Annotated in this window: 14 protein-coding genes; 7 read left to right on the top strand and 7 right to left on the bottom strand. The window is 71.0% G+C overall.

Annotated features, from left to right (window positions below; genetic code table 11):
* Positions 1–52: 52 nt before the first annotated feature.
* On the bottom strand, positions 53–658 hold the full coding sequence (locus tag OHA77_RS24090; protein WP_326825993.1) for a response regulator transcription factor: 606 nt from the start codon (positions 656–658) through the stop codon (positions 53–55).
* A 32-nt stretch (positions 659–690) separates the two neighbouring features.
* Between OHA77_RS24090 and OHA77_RS24085 the strand changes: the two genes are divergently transcribed.
* Positions 691–2,553, top strand: coding sequence for a sensor histidine kinase (locus OHA77_RS24085; RefSeq protein ID WP_406311757.1), 1,863 nt, complete (start codon positions 691–693; stop codon positions 2,551–2,553).
* Here the strand turns inward: OHA77_RS24085 and OHA77_RS24080 are convergent.
* Positions 2,505–3,590, bottom strand: a complete 1,086-nt coding sequence (locus tag OHA77_RS24080) for an alpha/beta fold hydrolase (protein WP_326825995.1) — start codon at positions 3,588–3,590, stop codon at positions 2,505–2,507. The genes OHA77_RS24085 and OHA77_RS24080 overlap by 49 nt on opposite strands.
* A gap of 163 nt (positions 3,591–3,753) precedes the next feature.
* Between OHA77_RS24080 and OHA77_RS24075 the strand changes: the two genes are divergently transcribed.
* Positions 3,754–4,587 carry an NAD-dependent protein deacetylase gene (locus OHA77_RS24075; protein WP_326825996.1) on the top strand — a complete coding sequence of 278 codons (834 nt, stop codon included), beginning with the start codon at positions 3,754–3,756 and terminating at the stop codon, positions 4,585–4,587.
* Positions 4,588–4,802: 215 nt separating this feature from the next.
* Complete coding sequence (locus tag OHA77_RS24070; RefSeq protein ID WP_406311756.1) at positions 4,803–6,023, top strand: cytochrome P450; 1,221 nt, start codon at positions 4,803–4,805, stop codon at positions 6,021–6,023.
* Between the two features lie 104 nt (positions 6,024–6,127).
* Here the strand turns inward: OHA77_RS24070 and OHA77_RS24065 are convergent, their stop codons facing one another.
* Positions 6,128–9,244 (bottom strand): bifunctional cytochrome P450/NADPH--P450 reductase, encoded by a 3,117-nt coding sequence (locus OHA77_RS24065; RefSeq protein WP_406311754.1) that lies wholly within the window; start codon positions 9,242–9,244, stop codon positions 6,128–6,130.
* Between the two features lie 75 nt (positions 9,245–9,319).
* Here OHA77_RS24065 and OHA77_RS24060 point away from each other — a divergent pair, with 75 nt between their 5' ends.
* Positions 9,320–9,922, top strand: a complete 603-nt coding sequence (locus OHA77_RS24060; protein ID WP_406311753.1) for a TetR/AcrR family transcriptional regulator — start codon at positions 9,320–9,322, stop codon at positions 9,920–9,922.
* A gap of 10 nt (positions 9,923–9,932) precedes the next feature.
* Here OHA77_RS24060 and OHA77_RS24055 read toward each other — a convergent pair whose 3' ends face one another.
* Complete coding sequence (locus tag OHA77_RS24055; RefSeq protein ID WP_406311752.1) at positions 9,933–10,388, bottom strand: hypothetical protein; 456 nt, start codon at positions 10,386–10,388, stop codon at positions 9,933–9,935.
* Positions 10,389–10,600: 212 nt separating this feature from the next.
* Between OHA77_RS24055 and OHA77_RS24050 the strand changes: the two genes are divergently transcribed.
* The 3 genes from OHA77_RS24050 (at position 10,601) to OHA77_RS24040 (ending at position 12,903) form a co-directional block, all read left to right on the top strand.
* On the top strand, positions 10,601–11,164 hold the full coding sequence (locus tag OHA77_RS24050) for an RNA polymerase sigma factor (RefSeq protein ID WP_406311751.1): 564 nt from the start codon (positions 10,601–10,603) through the stop codon (positions 11,162–11,164).
* A complete protein-coding gene (locus OHA77_RS24045) occupies positions 11,164–12,108 on the top strand; it encodes a CU044_5270 family protein (protein WP_406311750.1) in 945 nt (314 codons plus the stop codon). Before OHA77_RS24050 ends, OHA77_RS24045 begins: the two co-directional genes overlap by 1 nt.
* Before the next feature lie 234 nt (positions 12,109–12,342).
* Positions 12,343–12,903: a class IV adenylate cyclase gene (locus OHA77_RS24040; protein ID WP_406311749.1), complete on the top strand. Its 561-nt coding sequence runs from the start codon at positions 12,343–12,345 to the stop codon at positions 12,901–12,903.
* 129 nt (positions 12,904–13,032) lie between these two features.
* Here OHA77_RS24040 and OHA77_RS24035 read toward each other — a convergent pair whose 3' ends face one another.
* From OHA77_RS24035 to OHA77_RS24025, 3 genes are all read right to left on the bottom strand, one after another.
* Entirely contained in the window at positions 13,033–14,295 is a 1,263-nt protein-coding gene (locus OHA77_RS24035; protein ID WP_406311748.1) for an ice-binding family protein, read from the bottom strand.
* 78 nt (positions 14,296–14,373) lie between these two features.
* Complete coding sequence (locus OHA77_RS24030) at positions 14,374–14,598, bottom strand: hypothetical protein (RefSeq protein ID WP_406311747.1); 225 nt, start codon at positions 14,596–14,598, stop codon at positions 14,374–14,376.
* A 544-nt stretch (positions 14,599–15,142) separates the two neighbouring features.
* Positions 15,143–15,532: a nuclear transport factor 2 family protein gene (locus OHA77_RS24025; protein WP_326826006.1), complete on the bottom strand. Its 390-nt coding sequence runs from the start codon at positions 15,530–15,532 to the stop codon at positions 15,143–15,145.
* Positions 15,533–15,951: the final 419 nt, after the last annotated feature.

Genomic DNA, 15,951 nt, shown 5'->3' with positions numbered 1-15,951 from the left:
GCCCCGCCGACGCGCAGCCCTCGCGGATGTGCCGGGTGAGTTCGGTGGAACGTCAGAGCCAGCCCGCCTCGGTGGCGATGCGGACCGCGTCCGACCGGGTGCGGGCGTTCAGCTTGGTCACGGCGGAGGCGAGGTAGTTGCGTACGGTGCCGTAGCTGAGGTTCAGGTCCCTGGCGATGCCCCGGGGCGCGGCGCCGGCGCCGGTCAGGCGCAGCACGTCGGCCTCGCGTTCGGTCAGCGGACTGGCGGGAACGTCGAGCGTGGCGTAGGCGAGCTGCTGGTCGATGACCCGGCGGCCGGCGGCGACGTCGCGGATGGCGTTCACCAGGTCCTCGGGCCGGGAGTCCTTGAGCATGAAACCGGACACGCGTGCCGCGACCCCGCGCCGCAGGTTGCCCGGCCTGCCCAGCGCGGTGAGGATCAGCACCCGGCAGACCGGCAGCCGTTCGTACAGCTCGGCCGCGGCAGCCAGGCCGTCGAGCCCGGGCAGGTCGATGTCGAGCACGGCGACGTCCGGCCGGTGGGCCAGCGCCGCGGGCACGATCGCGTCGCCCGTCTCCAGGGCGGCCACGACGTCGATGTCCTCCTCATAGCCGAGCAGGGCGACCAACGCCTCCCGAAGTATCCGGACATCCTCCGCTATGAGAACACGAATCACAATCCGCATCCTAGGCGTGGTAGACAACGCAGGTGACGACAGCGGGAGGAAACGGACAGACGCTGCTCAGGCCGTCCACGGGCTGGGCTCTCGTGCTCGGCTACATCGCCGTCCTCGTCCCGGCGCGCTTCACGATCGTCGTCGCCATGGCGAACGCACGGGGGCAGTCCTCGCCGCTCACCCTGGGGATCTGCCTGGGCCTCATCCTGGCCGTCGTCGTCCTCTTCTCGCTGGCGGCCCGGGGCGGCCGGCGTGCCGTTCTCGTCCTCGGGGCCGCGACCTTCGGTCCCTATCTGCTCTTTCCCATGCTGTGGGGGCCGATCGCAGGGCCGCTGGCCGCCGCCATGCCGCTGACCGTGGCAGGTCCGGCAGGATGGCTGCTGTTCGGCGGGGTGCTGCTGGCCGACACCGTGGTTGGGGCCGTGCTGCACGGCCCCGCCCTCCCCACGGTGGTCAGTTTCGTGATCATCGATATGAACATGGGGCTCACGCTGTTCGCCCTGGTACGGCTGGCCGTGCTGCTCACCGAGACCCAGTCGGCCAACCGGCAGCTCGCCGAACTGGAAGCGGCGAACGAGCGCCTGCGCGCGGCCGGCGACCTGCGCAGGGCCATCGGCGACCGGCTCGCCCGCATCCTGCGGGCGTCCCGCCGCCGGCCGCTCACCCCCGCCGTGCTCACCGGCATCGCGGAGATCTCCCGCGAGGCGGCCGCGGAGGCCAGAACGGTCGCCGCCGTCCCCCATGAACCGCTCCCCGCGGGCCGGACCGACCTGCCGGACGAGTCGAGGAGGCTCTCGCGGTGGGCCCTCACGGCGATGACCGTCAACATCGCCGTCATCGTGCTCAACAACGTCGCCGACAGCGACACCACGACTCCGCGCCAATGGACCGTCGCCGTCATGGCCGCGCTCACGGCCGTCGCGTTCCAGCTCTACCACGGCGTCCCCAGGGGTTCGGCGCCTTCGGCCTGGCGTTGGACGCTCCCGCTGCACATCCTCGTCGTCAGCGCCGCCGCCCTCTACCTGGGCGACGGCACCTTGGCGGCGCTGCTCGGCCTGGCCGTGGCCAACACCCTGCTGTGGCTGCCCATGCGCTGGTCAGTGCCGGCCGTCGCGGTCGCCGCGGTCGCCGCCGGCTTCCTGCTGAGGCTCTATCCGGACGTGGGCGGCTATGAGCTCTACCAGATCGCCTCGACGATCGGCATCTCCGTCGGCGTGTTCGCCTTCAACCGGTTCCCCGAGGCGGCCGCGCATCTGCGCGGCCTGCGCATGCAGATCGCCAGGAGCGCCGTGGTCGCCGAACGGCTCCGGGTGGCCAGGGACGTGCACGATCTGCTCGGCTCCACCCTGTCGGCCATCACCCTCAAGGCCGAACTGGCCCGGCGCGCGGTCGGCGACGACCCCGGTAAGGCGGCGCGCCTGGTGGAGGACGTCCGCCCGCTGGCGGTGCGGGGCCTGGCCGACGTGCGCTCGATCGCCTCCGGTGGCGCCGAGCTGAGCCTGCGCGAGGAGATCGCGTCCGCCCGCTCACTGCTCGACTCCGCCGGCGTCGAGGTCCGGGCGCACGCCGCCGACGTGGAGCCTTGCCCGGTGCTGGCCACGGTCCTGCGCGAGGCCGTCACCAACGTCGTCAGGCACTCGGCCGCACGGCGGTGCACGATCACCGTGGAGACGGACGGCGACGAGGTACGGCTGCGTGTCGCCAACGACGGTGTGACGCGAGCCCTGCCGGGGACCGGCGGCAGCGGACTGGCGAGCCTGACGGCCAGGGTCGAGTCCGCGGGGGGCACGTTCACGGCGGGCGACGAGGGCGACGGCGCATTCGCCCTCGTCGCGGTGGTGCCCCGTTACCCCTGGAGGAGACCGGAGAAGAAGGCCCGGACGTCACCCGCGTAGACGTCAGGTGCCGCATGGGCCGCGTAGTGCCCTCCGGTCTCGTACGTGTGCCACTGCACGATGTTCTTGTGGTCACGTTCGGCGAAGCGCCGGATGGACTGGAAGTCACCCTTGGCCGAGGCCAGCCCGATCGGCGTGGTGGTGGGCTCGGCCGGCGGCGGCGCGGCCTTGGCGTTCTCGTAGTAGAAGCGGATCGAGGAGCCCGCGGTGCCGGTGAGCCAGTAGAACGCGACGTTGGTGAGCACGAAGTCGTCGTCGAGATCGAGATCGAACAGCTGGACCTGCCAGCCCAGCAGCCCGACCGGCGAGTCGGCGAGCGCGTGCGCCAGCGTCTGCGGCTGCTGCGATTGCAGGGTGTTGAAGGCGCCCATCTCCTCCCAGAACCGCTGCAGCACCCCCATCGCGGCCTGCTCCTCCTCGGTCATGCCCACGAATTCGGCGGGGTCGCCGGAAGGGAAGGAGAAGATCTGCGTGACGTGCACGCCTACCACGTTGGACGTGGCGAGGCGGCCGATCTCCGGCGAGACCATCGAACCGCCGTCGTTGCCGACCGCGCCGTAGCGGTCGTATCCGAGGCGTTCCATCAGCTCCGCCCAGGCCCGGGCGGTGCGTACGGTGCCCCAGCCGCTCTCCGTGATCGGGCTGGAGAAGCCGAACCCGGGAAGCGACGGGATGACCAGGTGGAAGTCCTTCGACAGCGGCTCGATGACGTCGATGAACTCCACGATCGAACCCGGCCAGCCGTGGGTGAGGATCAGCGGCAGCGCGTCCTGCTTGGCGGAGCGCACGTGGATGAAGTGGATCCGCTGCCCGTCGATGTCGGTGGTGAACTGCGGGTAGGTGTTGAGCCGGGCCTCCCAGGCACGCCAGTCGTAGCCGTCGCGCCAGTATTCGGCCAGCCGCCGGACCCGCTCGACGCTCACGCCGTAGGCGTCGGGGACCTCGTCGGTGAAGCGGGCGAGGTCGAGCCGTGTCTGCAGGTCGTCCAGGTCCGCCTGGGGGATCTCTATACGGAAGGGAGTGATGTCTGAACTCATGCCTCCATCCTGGGGATAGGCCGGCTGCGCCGGTAGGTCGCCGTGCACCGGCCCGCCGTGCAGAATGCACGGGTCCCGAGACAGCGGCCGGCCGGATCGCCTCCATCACCGCTCGACGGGGTGCTGCGGCCGTACCGCGCGTCCGGTGGGGCAGCATGTAAGGGTGAGCGAGGGGACGAGCGAGCTGGCGGAGCTGTTGGCCGCGGGCGATGTAGTGGTGCTGAGCGGGGCCGGAATCTCGACGGAGTCGGGGATACCGGACTACCGGGGGTCGAGCGGGGCCCTGCGCCGGCACACCCCGATGACCTACCAGACGTTCGTCGGCGACCCGGCCGCCAGGCGGCGCTACTGGGCCCGCAGCCATGTCGGATGGCGGGCGATCACCCAGGCGGCGCCGAACGGCGGCCACCACGCGGTCGCCCACCTCCAGCGGCGGGGCCTGGTGGGCGGCATCGTGACGCAGAACGTCGACGGCCTGCACCAGGCGGGCGGCGCCCGGGCGGTCGTCGAACTGCACGGCAGCCTGCATCACGTGATCTGCCTGAACTGCGGTGACCTGAGCCCGCGGGAGGAGCTGGACCATCGCCTGGCGCAGGCGAACCCGCAGTTCGACGCCCGTGCTCTCGCGGTCAACCCGGACGGCGACGCCGATCTGAGGGACGAGGAGCTCGACGGGTTCCAGATCGTCGGCTGCCGGTCATGCGACGGAGGGGTGTTGAAGCCCGACGTCGTCTTCTTCGGGGAGACCGTTCCGGCGACACGGGTACGCGAGTGCTTCGCCCTCGTGGAGGGAGCACGGCTGCTCCTGGTGCTCGGGTCGTCGTTGACGGTGATGTCGGGCCGCCGGTTCGTGCTGCACGCCGCGAAGCTCGGCATCCCCGTGGCGATCGTCAACCAGGGCCCCACCCGCGGTGACCCCTACGCGACGCTCGCCATCGACGCCCCGCTGGGCACCGTTCTCCCGGAGCTGGTCGCCGCGTTGACGCAAGGACCGTGACCACCCGCCGGCGGAGAAGCGGGCCCCGGCCGTCGTGGACCGGCTGACGTCCGAGAGCGAGAAGCCGAGGACGGCTCCGCGACCGAAGATCACACCGGGCAAGCAGGATAAGGGTGCAATCCCACTCTTACCGTCAATTTAACGCCTTACATGATCGAATACCGGCAGATTGTTAGTTAAGGTAACGGTGTCCATTCGCTGTTCGAAGGAGCTCCGTGGCCGACACTCCGTTCTCATTCCCTGTTCCCGGTGAGCCCGCCCCCCAGACCCTCGCCCATCTCCGAAAGCTCGGCCCGGTTGTGCCCATCGAGCTTCCCGGCAACGTCAGAGCGTGGGCGGTGACCAGCCAGGATGCGATCTTCGAAGTCCTCTCCAATGACAACAAGCTGTTCAGCCGGCACCCCCGACATTGGACGGACCTGCAGGAGGGGGCCGTCCCGACGGACTGGCCGCTGCGCCCGGTGGTCGAAGGGGAGCACCTGCAGGTGCTGGAGGGCGCGGATCACCGTCGCCTGAGAGGCCTGATCTCCCGGGCCTTCACCCCGTCGCGGGTCGAAGCGCTGACACCTCGCATTGAGAAGATCACAGCCGAGCTTCTCGACGCCGTGGTGGCGGCCGGCGACGGAGTGGACCTGGTGTCCGCCTTCACCGAGCCGCTGCCGATATCGGTGATCAGTGAGCTGTTCGGTGTCCCCGTGCACGATCGTCCCCGGCTCCGGAAGTGGACCCAGGTGCTGATCTCGCACACCAGCACCGGCGAGGAGACCGCGGCGGCCAACCGCGACCTGCTCGACTACCTGGGCGAGCTTGTCGAAGAGAAGCGCCGTACCCCGGGTGACGACCTCACCTCCGGGCTGGTCCGCGTCCATGACGAAGGCGATCGGCTGACCGGCTCCGAACTGGTGGCCATTCTCTGGCTGATGATCATCGCCGGCCATGAGACCACCGTGCACCTGCTCGGGAACGCCGTCGTGGCGCTGTGCGTCAACCCGGAGCAGCGCGCCCTCGCGCTGGCGGGCGATCGGTGGCCGCAGGTGGTGGAGGAGGCCCTCCGGAGCGGCTCGACCGTCGTCAGTACCCCGTTCCGGTACGTGGTGACAGACGTGACGCTCGCCGGAGTACCTCTCCGCGCCGGCGAACCGCTGCTCGTGTGCTACGGCGGGGCGGCGACGGACACCGACCGGCACGGTGAGGGGGCGGACCGTTTCGACATCACCCGCGAGCAGACCGGGCACCTGGCCTTCGGCCATGGCCCGCACTTCTGCATCGGTGCGCCACTTGCCCGGCTGGAGAGCGCCATCGCCCTCTCCGCGCTGTTCAACCGGCTGCCCGACCTGGACCTGGCCATCGCCCCTGACGAGGTTCTCTACTCGCCGTCCTTCCTGACCTACGGCCCGCTGGCCCTGCCGGTGAACACCGGCGCCTCCGGGAACTGACCGCGGATCAGGTCGTTTCCGGAATCGGCCCGCTACGGCCTCCGAGGCCGGGACGAGCCGCCGAGCTCGGCCGTCCCGGCCTCGCTGGCCGGGAGGGCGCGAGGTCAGGCGAAGACGTCCTGCTGGTAGCGGCCCTCGGCTTCCAGGGCGCGCAGCCACTCCTCGCCGTCGCCACCGGTCCTGTCCCGGTAGATCGCCGCGAGGGCCTGCCGTACGGCGGGCGCCATCCGGAGCCCGTCACCGCAGACGTAGACGTGGGCACCCCGCTCCAGCAGCGTCCAGAGCGTGTCGGCCTCGGCGGCGACCGCCTCCTGGACGAAGCGGAAGGGATGGCCGGTGACCGCGGAGAACGCGGTGTGCACGCGGGCGACCCCGGCCGCCTCCCAGTCCTGGAGCTCGGAGCGGTACAGCCAGTCGTGCGAGGGGTGCCGGCAGCCGTAGAAGACCTCGGCGGGACCGGTGGCGCCGGTCAGTGCCCGCTCCTCCAGGAAACCGCGCAGCGGGGCGAAACCGGTGCCCGGACCGACGAGGATCACCGGGGTCGCCGGGTCCTCGGGGAGGCGGAACGGAGGGCTCGGCACCCGCACGTATCCGTAGAGGACATCGCCGGGCTCCAGCCCCGCCAGGTAGGCCGAGCACATGCCCCGATACTCGCCGCTGCCCGACCAGGAGGGCCCCTCCACCAGGCCGACGGTGATCCGGACCCGGCCGGGGGCGGCCAGCGGCGAGGAGGAGATCGAGTAGTAGCGCGGCCGGATCGGTCCGGCCAGCTCCAGGAAGACCGGCAGGGGCAGGGTGATCGCGGGGAACCGCTCCAGCAGCGTGAGCACCGAGACGCGCTTGGCGAGGATCTCGTCGGCGTAACCGGCCTCCAGTTCGGCGAGCCGCCCCCGGGTGTGGGGGCACTCCGTCTGCCCTGCCAGTGCCGCAAGGTCGGAGCGGGTGGCCACCTCCTGGAGCTCGGCGAACTCGGTCAGCAGCAGTCCGGCGGTCACCGGGGTGTCCACCGGCAGATGGGTCGTCCCCCGGGAGCGGAGCCGTACGACCTGGTCGCGGGGGACGCGCAGGCAGCGCAGCGCCCAATCGACCAGCTCGGGGGCGTTCTTGGCGAAGACGGCCAGGTGGTCGCCGGCCGCGTAGGTCGTTCCCGGGGGCAGCTCGGCCACGATCGAGCGCACTCCGGGTCGCGGGGCCTCCAGCGAGAAGTCCCACAGCCCGGCCGGGTCGCCGGTCAGCTCCTCGTTCGAGAGCACGGTCAGCGGGACCGCCTGCGGGGACACGACCGCGGGGCGCACGTCGGCCTCGGTGAGCACGTCCATCTCGTAGCGGGGCCCGCTTTCGGCGGCGGCCGTGCCGTACTCCTCCGCCAGCGCCGCCCAGAGCGCGCTGGTCCACGCCGAGACGTCGCCGTCGAAGTCGCCGTCCGCGTCGGCTTCGCCGCGGTCGATGAGCGGTACGGCTCCGGCCCGGGTGAGCTTGTCGAAGGCGCGCCGGGGGAAGTCCTGGTAGGTGGGCCACTGGGCGTTGCCGCAGCCGAGCAGCGCGAGCCGTACCCCGTCCATGGCGGGCAGCTCCGTCAGGGCGTCGAAGCGCTGGGCGTTGTCGGGTGCCTTGCCGTTGTAGGTGGAGGTGATCACCACGAGGAGCCCGTCCCGGGGCGGGTCGAGCTCGTCCAGGGTCGTCAGCGTGGTCGCGAACCCGGAGCGCCCGGCACGCTCGGCCAGCCTCTCGGCGACGTCGGCGGAGGTGCCGAGGTTGGAACCGTAGGCGACGGTGAGGCCGACTCCGGTGACGGCCACCTCCGCCTGCTGCTCCGCCACGGCCTCGACCGTCTCGACCGCCCCTCGTTCGTACGGCTTGCGCGCCCTGACCCGGACCGTGAAGCCGTCGGGCTTGACGGTGAGCATCTGCTTGATCTGCATCCGGTAGGCGTCCGGATCGGAGATCGCGAACCGCTGCAGGACGACGGCGAGGGCCAGCCGCGCCTCGGTCAGCGCGAACTGGCGCCCGATGCAGGCCCGCTCACCGTTGCCGAACGGCTTGTAGGCGGCGGGGTGGTGCCCGGTCTTGTGCTCCGGGAGCCAGCGGTCGATGTCGAACTCCTCCGGCCGGTCCCACGCCTTCGGGTGCCGGTGCAGCGACGGCAGCAGGACGACGGCCGTCTGGCCCTCGCGCACCGGGTAGCCGCCGACCGTGGTGTCCTCGAAGGACTTGACGGCGAACGCCGGGATCGGGGACCAGATCCGCAGCGTCTCCTCCAGGATCCGCGGGATCACGTCCAGCTTCATGATCGTGTCGTAGGTGGGGACGGTGTCACCCGGCAGCAGCCGGTCCACCTCGGCGTAGGCCCGGGCGAGCACGTGCGGGTTGCGCAGCAGGTTGTAGAGGGCGAAGGAGAGCAGCCCGCTGGTGGTCTCGTGCCCGGCGATGAGGAAGGTCAGCACCTGGTCGCGGATGTTCTCGTCCGAGAGCCGCTCGCCGCTCCGCGGGTCGGCGGCCTCCAGCATCAGACCGAGCAGGTCCGTGCCGCCGCTCCGGCCGTCGGCCCGGCGCTGCCTGATGACGTCGTCCACCAGGTCCTGCATGGTCAGGATGTCGGCGCGGTAGGCCTCCTCCCGCTTCTTCTTGAGCTTGGTGACCAGGGGGAGCTGCCGGTTGCGGAGCATCGCCTCGGTCAGCGCGCGGCCCATGGCCTGCAGGAACGGGTGCAGCTCGGGTGAGTCGAAGGAGTTGAACCGATAGTCGAAGCCGGTGAGGGAGATCGTGTCGAGCGTGAGCCTGGTCATGTCGTCGGCCACGCTGACCTCGTCCGAGACCGCCCACTTGGCGGTGAGCTGCTGCGCCACCTCCAGCATCTGCGGGAAGTAGGCCTTCATGGACCGCTGGCTGAAGGCCGGCATCAGGATGCGGTGCGCGTGCCCCCAGACCGGCTCGTCGTGGTGGGCGGTGAACAGCCCGTCGCCGGCGAAGTCGCGGACGATGGAGAGCGGCGGGTCGATGCCCTTGTAGAACCGCGTCTCGTCGCAGAGCTCGGCGACCAGGTCCGGATCGGACACGAACAGGACCTTGCGGCCGAGCAGATCGAGCTGGTAGATGCCCTCGTCGTGCTCGGCCGCGAGCTTCTCGAAGTACGCGGCGGGCGCGTGCGACGGAATCTGGAGCGTGTTGCCGAGCACGGGCAGCCCCTGCGGGGCGGGAATGGATCGGAGTGCTGTCTCCATGGGAACTCCCCCTTTGCCGGCGATCTGCCGGCACCGCCAGCCATACACTGTATGTCTGACGCTACCATACGGTGTATGGCAGTGAGCGCGCGCAGGGGACTGCCCCTGACACTTGAGGAGATCTACGCGACCACGCTGCGCCTGGTCGACGCCGGCGGGGTGGACGGGCTGTCCATGCGCAAGCTGGCGGCCGAGCTCGACGTCAACCCGATGTCGCTCTACCACCACGTGCGGAACAAGGAAGCGCTGGTGCGCGAGACCTGCGCCGTCGTCGCCGCCCGGCTGCGGCTGCCCGCCGACGACGGCACCCCGTGGCAGGACCAGTTGCGCGCGCTGGGCCACGCCTACCGGTCCCTCGCGCGGTCGCACCCGTCGCTCTGGTCCTACGTCAACGGCCACCCGGACCTGTCCAGGCAGGAGAACGCCCTGTGGGCGGTGTTCAACCGGATCCTCACCGCCGCCGGGATCCCCGCCGAGGATCTGGTCCGCACCCGCAGGGTGCTGTACAGCTTCGTCTCCGGGTTCCTCACCGCCGAGACCAGCGGGCTGCTCGTCGAGCTCGAAGGCATGGTGGACGCCGACAGCGCCTTCGAGGTCGCCCTCGACCTGATCGTGGCCGGCCTGGAGGCACGCCACTCCGCGGTGGCCGGACCGCCGCCGGAGCCCCCGAGTCGATGAGGCCGGGTGGTCAGGTCGCCGGCAACCGGTCGGCGAGCCGGTCCAGGCCCTGCCTGATCATCTGCCCGTACCCGTCGTCGCCGAGCGCGTCGACGGCGGCCCGTCCGCGTTCGAGATGGTCGCGCGCCCGGTCGAGGTCGCCGAGCTTGTGGTAGGCGTCGCCCAGGTTGAGATGCAGGGAGGGATAGAAGCCCCGCACGGCGGCGACACCCGCCTGCTGCGCCCGCTCGTCGGTGACCAGGTCGGCCGCCTCCAGGGCGCGCAGGTCCCAGCGCAGCTCCTCGCGCACGTCATCCTGGACGTCGGCCATCGAGTGCGCCAGAGCACAGCGGTGCAGCGGGTCGCCGGCCGCGCCGATCTCCTCCCACAGCCCGGTGAACAGCCGCCGCGCGGCCTCCCGGTCGCCGCTGTGGCCCAGTTCGACACCTTGGCCGATTTTGGTCATCGTCGCGTCGGGCTCGGTCATCCGGTCTCCTCCTCAGGGGGCGATGGTGCCCCGGCGACTGTAGCGGCGGGCACCGACACAAGCCCGGCCCGGCCCGCGGTGGGGGCTCTCGACCCCGGGCCGCAGGCGCGGCGTTCCGAGTGGCGTGCGTCACGTTCTCCACGGGACCGAGAACCCGGCCGCGGCCTGCGGGAGACAGCAGGGTGACCGACCGACCTCACTAAGGAGGGCCGTTGACCACTGAGACGGCCGAACTCGACGACGCCGAGCTGATCAGGCGATCCGCAGGCGACCCAGAGCAGTTCGCCGCACTGTTCGACCGGTATGCCCGGCAGATCCACCTGTACGCCGCGCGGCGGATCGGCACGCAGGCCGCCGACGACATCGTGGCCGAGACGTTCCTGGCCGCGTTCCGGCGGCGTGGTACGTACGACCTGTCGTTCCCGCTGGCACGCCCCTGGCTGTACGGCATCGCCACCACGCTCGTCGCCCGGCACCGGCGCCAGGAGGAGCGGTTGCTCCGGGCGCTGAGCCGTACCGGCGTGGACCCGCTGCCGGAGGCGATGGCCGACACCGTGGTCAGCAGGGTCGCAGCGGGCGGCAGGGAACGCGAACTGGCGGGGGCGCTGGCGTCGCTGTCTCGCGGCGACCGCGACGTGCTGCTGCTGGTGGCGTGGGAGGACCTCAGCTACGAGGAGGTCGCGCAGGCGCTCGGCATTCCGTTGGGGACCGTACGGTCACGGCTGCACCGGGCGCGGAAGAAGGCACGGGCCGTGCTGGGAGATGAGGAGCTGTGATGAGCACGATCAAGGATTTCCGGCGGGACACCCCGCCGATGACGGCGCAGGCGGAGAACGCCGCACGGGCGCGGCTGCTGGCGGCGGCACGGGAACCGGAGAGACGGCACGCACCGCGGCTCGGCCGGCGACTCGGCTGGCGGCTCGCGGTCGCGGGCGCGCTGGCCGTGACGGTCGGCACCGGCGTGGTGGTGGCGACCGACCGGCCGCGCGCGGTCGTCCCGGTGGCGAGTGTGCAGGAGCTGGGCGAGCGGGCCGCGCAGGCCGCCTACGACGACCGCGGGCAGGTGCCCAACTCCGGCCAGTGGCTGTACATCAGGGAGCTCCAGGCGCCGCAGTCCAAGGACGGGAGCTACGGGGTGGACGTCTCCCAGCGCGTCGTCTGGGAGCAGTGGACCAGCGTGGACGGCAAGCAGACGGCGGGTCTGTCCCCCAACGGCAAACCGCTCGTCCAGGGAAACCATCCGGGGCTCGGCGCGGCCGACCTGGCCCAGCAGCCGGTCACCCCGGATGGGGTGCTCGCGAAGATCCGCCAGAAGCTGGAGGACATGCACATGGTGTCGGCAACCGGGCCACTTCCCTCCATGGATGAGCGGCTCTTCCAGGCCGTCTACCAGCTCATGGGCACCCAGGCGCTCCCACCGGAGGTGCGGGCGGCGCTGTTCCGCGGCCTGGCCACCCTCCCCGGCGTGAGCTTCACCGAGGACGTCGCGGACGCCGACGGCAGGCGGGGGGTCGCGTTCAGCCACACCAGAAAGTGGAACCGCTACGACCTCATCCTCGACCCCGTCGACTTCCACTTTCTCGGCACCTACGGCGTGACCGTCAAGGATCGGACCACGGACTACACCGATGCCCCGAACCACGTCGTCAAGGCGGGTACGCCGCTCACGCTGACCGCCCAACTGGAGACCAAGGTGGTGGACGGCCCCGGACAGAGATGAACCCGCACGGGGCGGGGCCGCCCGCGCGGCGCCGCCCCGATTGCGTCAGGCATCCGATGGCTACCGGCTCGGCGACCTCATCCGGTACACCGACCGGCGCATGCCGGTCGGCGGATCCGCCGACCGGCGGCTTCCCTTGAAGGTCGTCCCCTTCCGGGATGGATTCGCGTGGTCGCCGGGAACGCCGTCATGATCTGATCCACCCGTCAGACCACTCGACGCGAGGGAGCGCAGATGCCCATCGAGTACGAAGCCAAGGTGCTGAACATCGATCCGGACCGGACCGCCGACCTGATCACCGCCCTCGGCGGGGGGAAGGTGACCGGCACCAGGCTCATGCGCCGCTACGTCTACGACATCGCCCCCGGCGACATGAGCCGATGGATCCGGCTGCGCGACACCGGCACCGAGATCACCCTGACCGTCAAGGAGATCACCGACGACGGCATCGACGGCACCCGGGAGACCGAGGTCGCCGTCCTGGACTTCGAGACGACCGACGAACTGCTCGGCAAGCTCGGCTTCACCCCGAAGTCCTACCAGGAGAACCGGCGCACCAGCTTCACGCTCGACGGCGCCGAACTGGAGATCGACGAGTGGCCGGGGATCCCGCCCTACCTGGAGATCGAAGCCGGCGACCGCGACCACGTCATTGCCGTCGCCCGCCGGCTCGGCTACGACGAGGAACAGCTGACCGGCGAGAACACCATCAAGGTGTACGCCCGGTACGGCATCGACCTCACCGCGATCACCGACCTGAGATTCGACTCGGAGCCGGCCTGGTCCCGCGGTTGAGTCAGCCGGCCGACGCGGCGCTCGTGCCCGGTGCTGAGGCGGGCGGCGACGCCGGGAGTGAATCCCCCCGACTGCACGTCGGCGTGATGGATGGGGCCGAGCCGGCGGGTCAGCGCCTCGCGCAGCGGCTCAGGCGACCGAGTGGGTGATGGTGGCGGTGTAGCTCCCCACGCGGACGCCGGCGGGCAGGGTGACGGTGATCGTGGGGTTCCAGGTGGCGGAGTTCTCCCCCGTGCCGTCGGAGGCGGAGAAGGCGACGCGCGGGGAACCGAGGTCACCCGGGGTGCCGGGGGTGAAGGTCGCGTCCCCCGTGGTGGCGGTGGCCGTGCCGGGGGCGTAGACGATGAAGCTCCTGGCGATGGTCTGGGAGGGGGTGGCGGCTCCGGTGGTGAAGGGCGTCGAGCTGACCGTCACGATCCAGGCGGCGTCCGGGTCGTAGCGTTCGTCGATCACGGTGACGGGACCGAGCCGGGCCGACACGCCTTGGCCGCCGGCCCGCGCGGACCACAGGTCCACACTCTCGGGCGCGCTGATGGACAAAGTGCCGACCTGCCGCGTGATGATGTCGGTGTCCAGGGTGACGGTGCCGTCACGGGCCAGGGTCCGGCCGTCGATGACCACGCCCGCGCCGACGGTGATCGAGGCGAGCGCGAGGATGGTTCCCGACAGGGTCGAGCCCGCCCCCAGCGTGGCCGAGGTGCCGACCTGCCAGAAGACGTTGCGCGCCTGGGCGCCGCCGGTGAGGGTCACCGTGCTGGCGCCCGCGGTCAGGAGGGTGGAGACGGTCTGGAAGATGAAGATCGCGTCTGGGTCCCCCTCGGCGTCCAGGGTGAGGTTCCCGGTGTTGCTGAAGGTGCCCGAGACAGAGGTGTAGATCCCCGGTGTCAGTGTGGTGGCGCCGAGATCGGTGGACACGGTGGCAGTAGGAGTTCGGAAGGCGACGTCGTCGTAGGCGGTGGTGAAGTCGGTCTGGGCCTGGACCGCGACAGCGTCGTCCACGTGGATCGTCCCGCTCACGCTCCCGGGCGGGAAGCCGGTCACTATCGCGCCCGGCGTCACCCCGAGGTCACCGGTGATGACGGTGGCCCCGGTGTTGACGACGGAAGCGCCGGCCAGGACGGCGAATCTCCCGGCCGTGCCGAGCGTCACCCCGGGTTCGGCTCTCATGCGGGACCGCGTGCCGGACTCCCCGATCGCGGCCCGGGTGGTCCCGCCGCCCGGTGGCACGTGGACCACGGTACGGCGCACGGTGCGGTGGCGCTCGACGGCCCGGGCCGGTGTGCGGGGGTCCTGCCCGCGCTCGAACGGTGCCTGCAGCAGGCGCGCGCCGATCGTGGCGTGGCTGCCGGCGTGGTTGCCTGCGGGGCTGATGGGGCTGGTGTGGGCGGGCATGCCGGTGGCACCCGACAGGGGCGTGACCGCAAGCGCCGTGCCGAGGATTGTGATGAGCCAGCTATGCCACCTGATGTTTCACCGTGCCGGGGTGGTCGCCGGGTCGGCGGGTGAGGGGGCGCCGGCGGGGGTGGAGCCGGGGCCGGCGGGACCGGCGGGGGCCGCGATGTCCGGGGAGCCGGCTTCCGGCGGGAACGTCACGGTGGTGTCGGGGGTGGGTGCCGCCGCCGGCGGGGGTGCGGCGGGCGGGAACATCGGCGCGCCCCCGTCGGCCGAGGCGAATACGACAGATCGGTGACGCACGGTCTTTTCCCTCCGAATGCATGGACACATCGTCGGGGGTGCGGCGGGGTGCACTCCGCCGTGATGATCACCATAAGGCATGGCAGGGGGCGAAGGGTGACAGTGACGGCAAAGTGTCGGCTAGCACAGACTCCCAGGAGGATCGCTCCTTCAGACGCCGTTGCGCAGGACGCGCGAGGCGCGCGACGCCCCGCCCGGGCGGAAGGTCCCGCAAGGGCCGGTAGGCCGCCGACACCGCCGACACGAGCGGCGGGTCACGCATGAGCGTGACGGCCGGCCGGCCGGCCGCGCGAGATTGCGTGTGATCGCCACGGAGCTACGCGCGGCCCACGATCGGCTCGTCGCACCGCATTGGTCGCGGATCCGGGCCGTGCTCGACGCGGACGTCATCTACCGCGCCAGGCAGATGGCCGCGGGCGGCGACGGGGCGCTGTTCACCGACCTGCATCCGGATCTGCACTGGCGCGATGGCCGGCGTCGGCATCGAGGGCGGCCATCAGTGGCCGGCGGGCTCGTCGAACGCGGGCCGGAGTGGCTCGCCCGCTTACGCCGGGCTGGCGTGGGCGGCCAGGATGCGCCACCCGTGCTCGTTCGTGTGAACCCACGTCCGGGTGTAGCTCATCCGTCCGGCGAATGGCGTTCCGGCGACGCTGCCTTCCAGCGTGCCGAGGAAGCAGGTGACGCCGGTGTTCCCCACAACGAGCACGGTGAGGTCTTCCTGGAGGAGTTTCGTCAGGGCCAGTGTTCGTGAGCGGTGATTGTGGAGATCGAGCTGCTTGGCATCCGGGTGGCACTGGTTGTCCGGCGGGCCGGTGAAGACGAGCCGCTCATCGAGCAGCCGGTCCAGCTCTTCGACGTCTCCGGCGAGCTGTGCCGCCTGCAGACGCTGTTCGGCCTTGGCCAGTTCGTCAATGAGGGTGGTGTGGTCGGCCATGAGGAACTCTCTCCAGCGATCGATCCCGTGCGAAGTGAACAGAGTAGTGCTTTAAGGGGTGAACCGCAGCCCGGGTCGGCGCTCATAGGAAACGTCGTGGCTTGACAGTGTTGCCAGAACGTACGGCGAGGGCGGTCTTGCCGTAGGCCGGCGGTGCCGGCGGCGAAGCTTGCCACGGAGGTCACCACGCCGTCCGCGACCTCGCGCCACCATCCGTCGGCAGGGTGCCGGCAGAAGGGCGCGGTCCGCGTACCGGAGCGGCTCGAGAACCGTTCGGCGCCCCACCATGGACGCCCGTCCAGCTCCCCCGAATTCTGGCCCTCCATTCCCATGCCCGGATGGCACCGGGCGTCCCGCCGCCCGACGGATCAATACGGTCAGAACTTTACCCAGATTTGGGATGTTCGGTAGGGTAATTC

The organism is Streptosporangium sp. NBC_01639 (assembly GCF_045209755.1).
Lineage (GTDB): Bacteria > Actinomycetota > Actinomycetes > Streptosporangiales > Streptosporangiaceae > Streptosporangium.
This window is presented reverse-complemented; position numbering and strand designations above follow the sequence as displayed.

What these genes read in the sequence shown, in the direction of transcription:
- OHA77_RS24080 (WP_326825995.1), bottom strand. Translation starts at nt 3,590, where the DNA reads ATGAGTTCAGACATCACTCCCTTCCGTATAGAGATCCCCCAGGCGGAC.
- OHA77_RS24065 (WP_406311754.1), bottom strand. Translation starts at nt 9,244, where the DNA reads ATGGAGACAGCACTCCGATCCATTCCCGCCCCGCAGGGGCTGCCCGTG.
- OHA77_RS24060 (WP_406311753.1), top strand. Translation starts at nt 9,320, where the DNA reads ATGGCAGTGAGCGCGCGCAGGGGACTGCCCCTGACACTTGAGGAGATC.
- OHA77_RS24055 (WP_406311752.1), bottom strand. Translation starts at nt 10,388, where the DNA reads ATGACCGAGCCCGACGCGACGATGACCAAAATCGGCCAAGGTGTCGAA.
- OHA77_RS24045 (WP_406311750.1), top strand. Translation starts at nt 11,164, where the DNA reads ATGAGCACGATCAAGGATTTCCGGCGGGACACCCCGCCGATGACGGCG.
- OHA77_RS24040 (WP_406311749.1), top strand. Translation starts at nt 12,343, where the DNA reads ATGCCCATCGAGTACGAAGCCAAGGTGCTGAACATCGATCCGGACCGG.
- OHA77_RS24035 (WP_406311748.1), bottom strand. Translation starts at nt 14,295, where the DNA reads ATGCCCGCCCACACCAGCCCCATCAGCCCCGCAGGCAACCACGCCGGC.
- OHA77_RS24025 (WP_326826006.1), bottom strand. Translation starts at nt 15,532, where the DNA reads ATGGCCGACCACACCACCCTCATTGACGAACTGGCCAAGGCCGAACAG.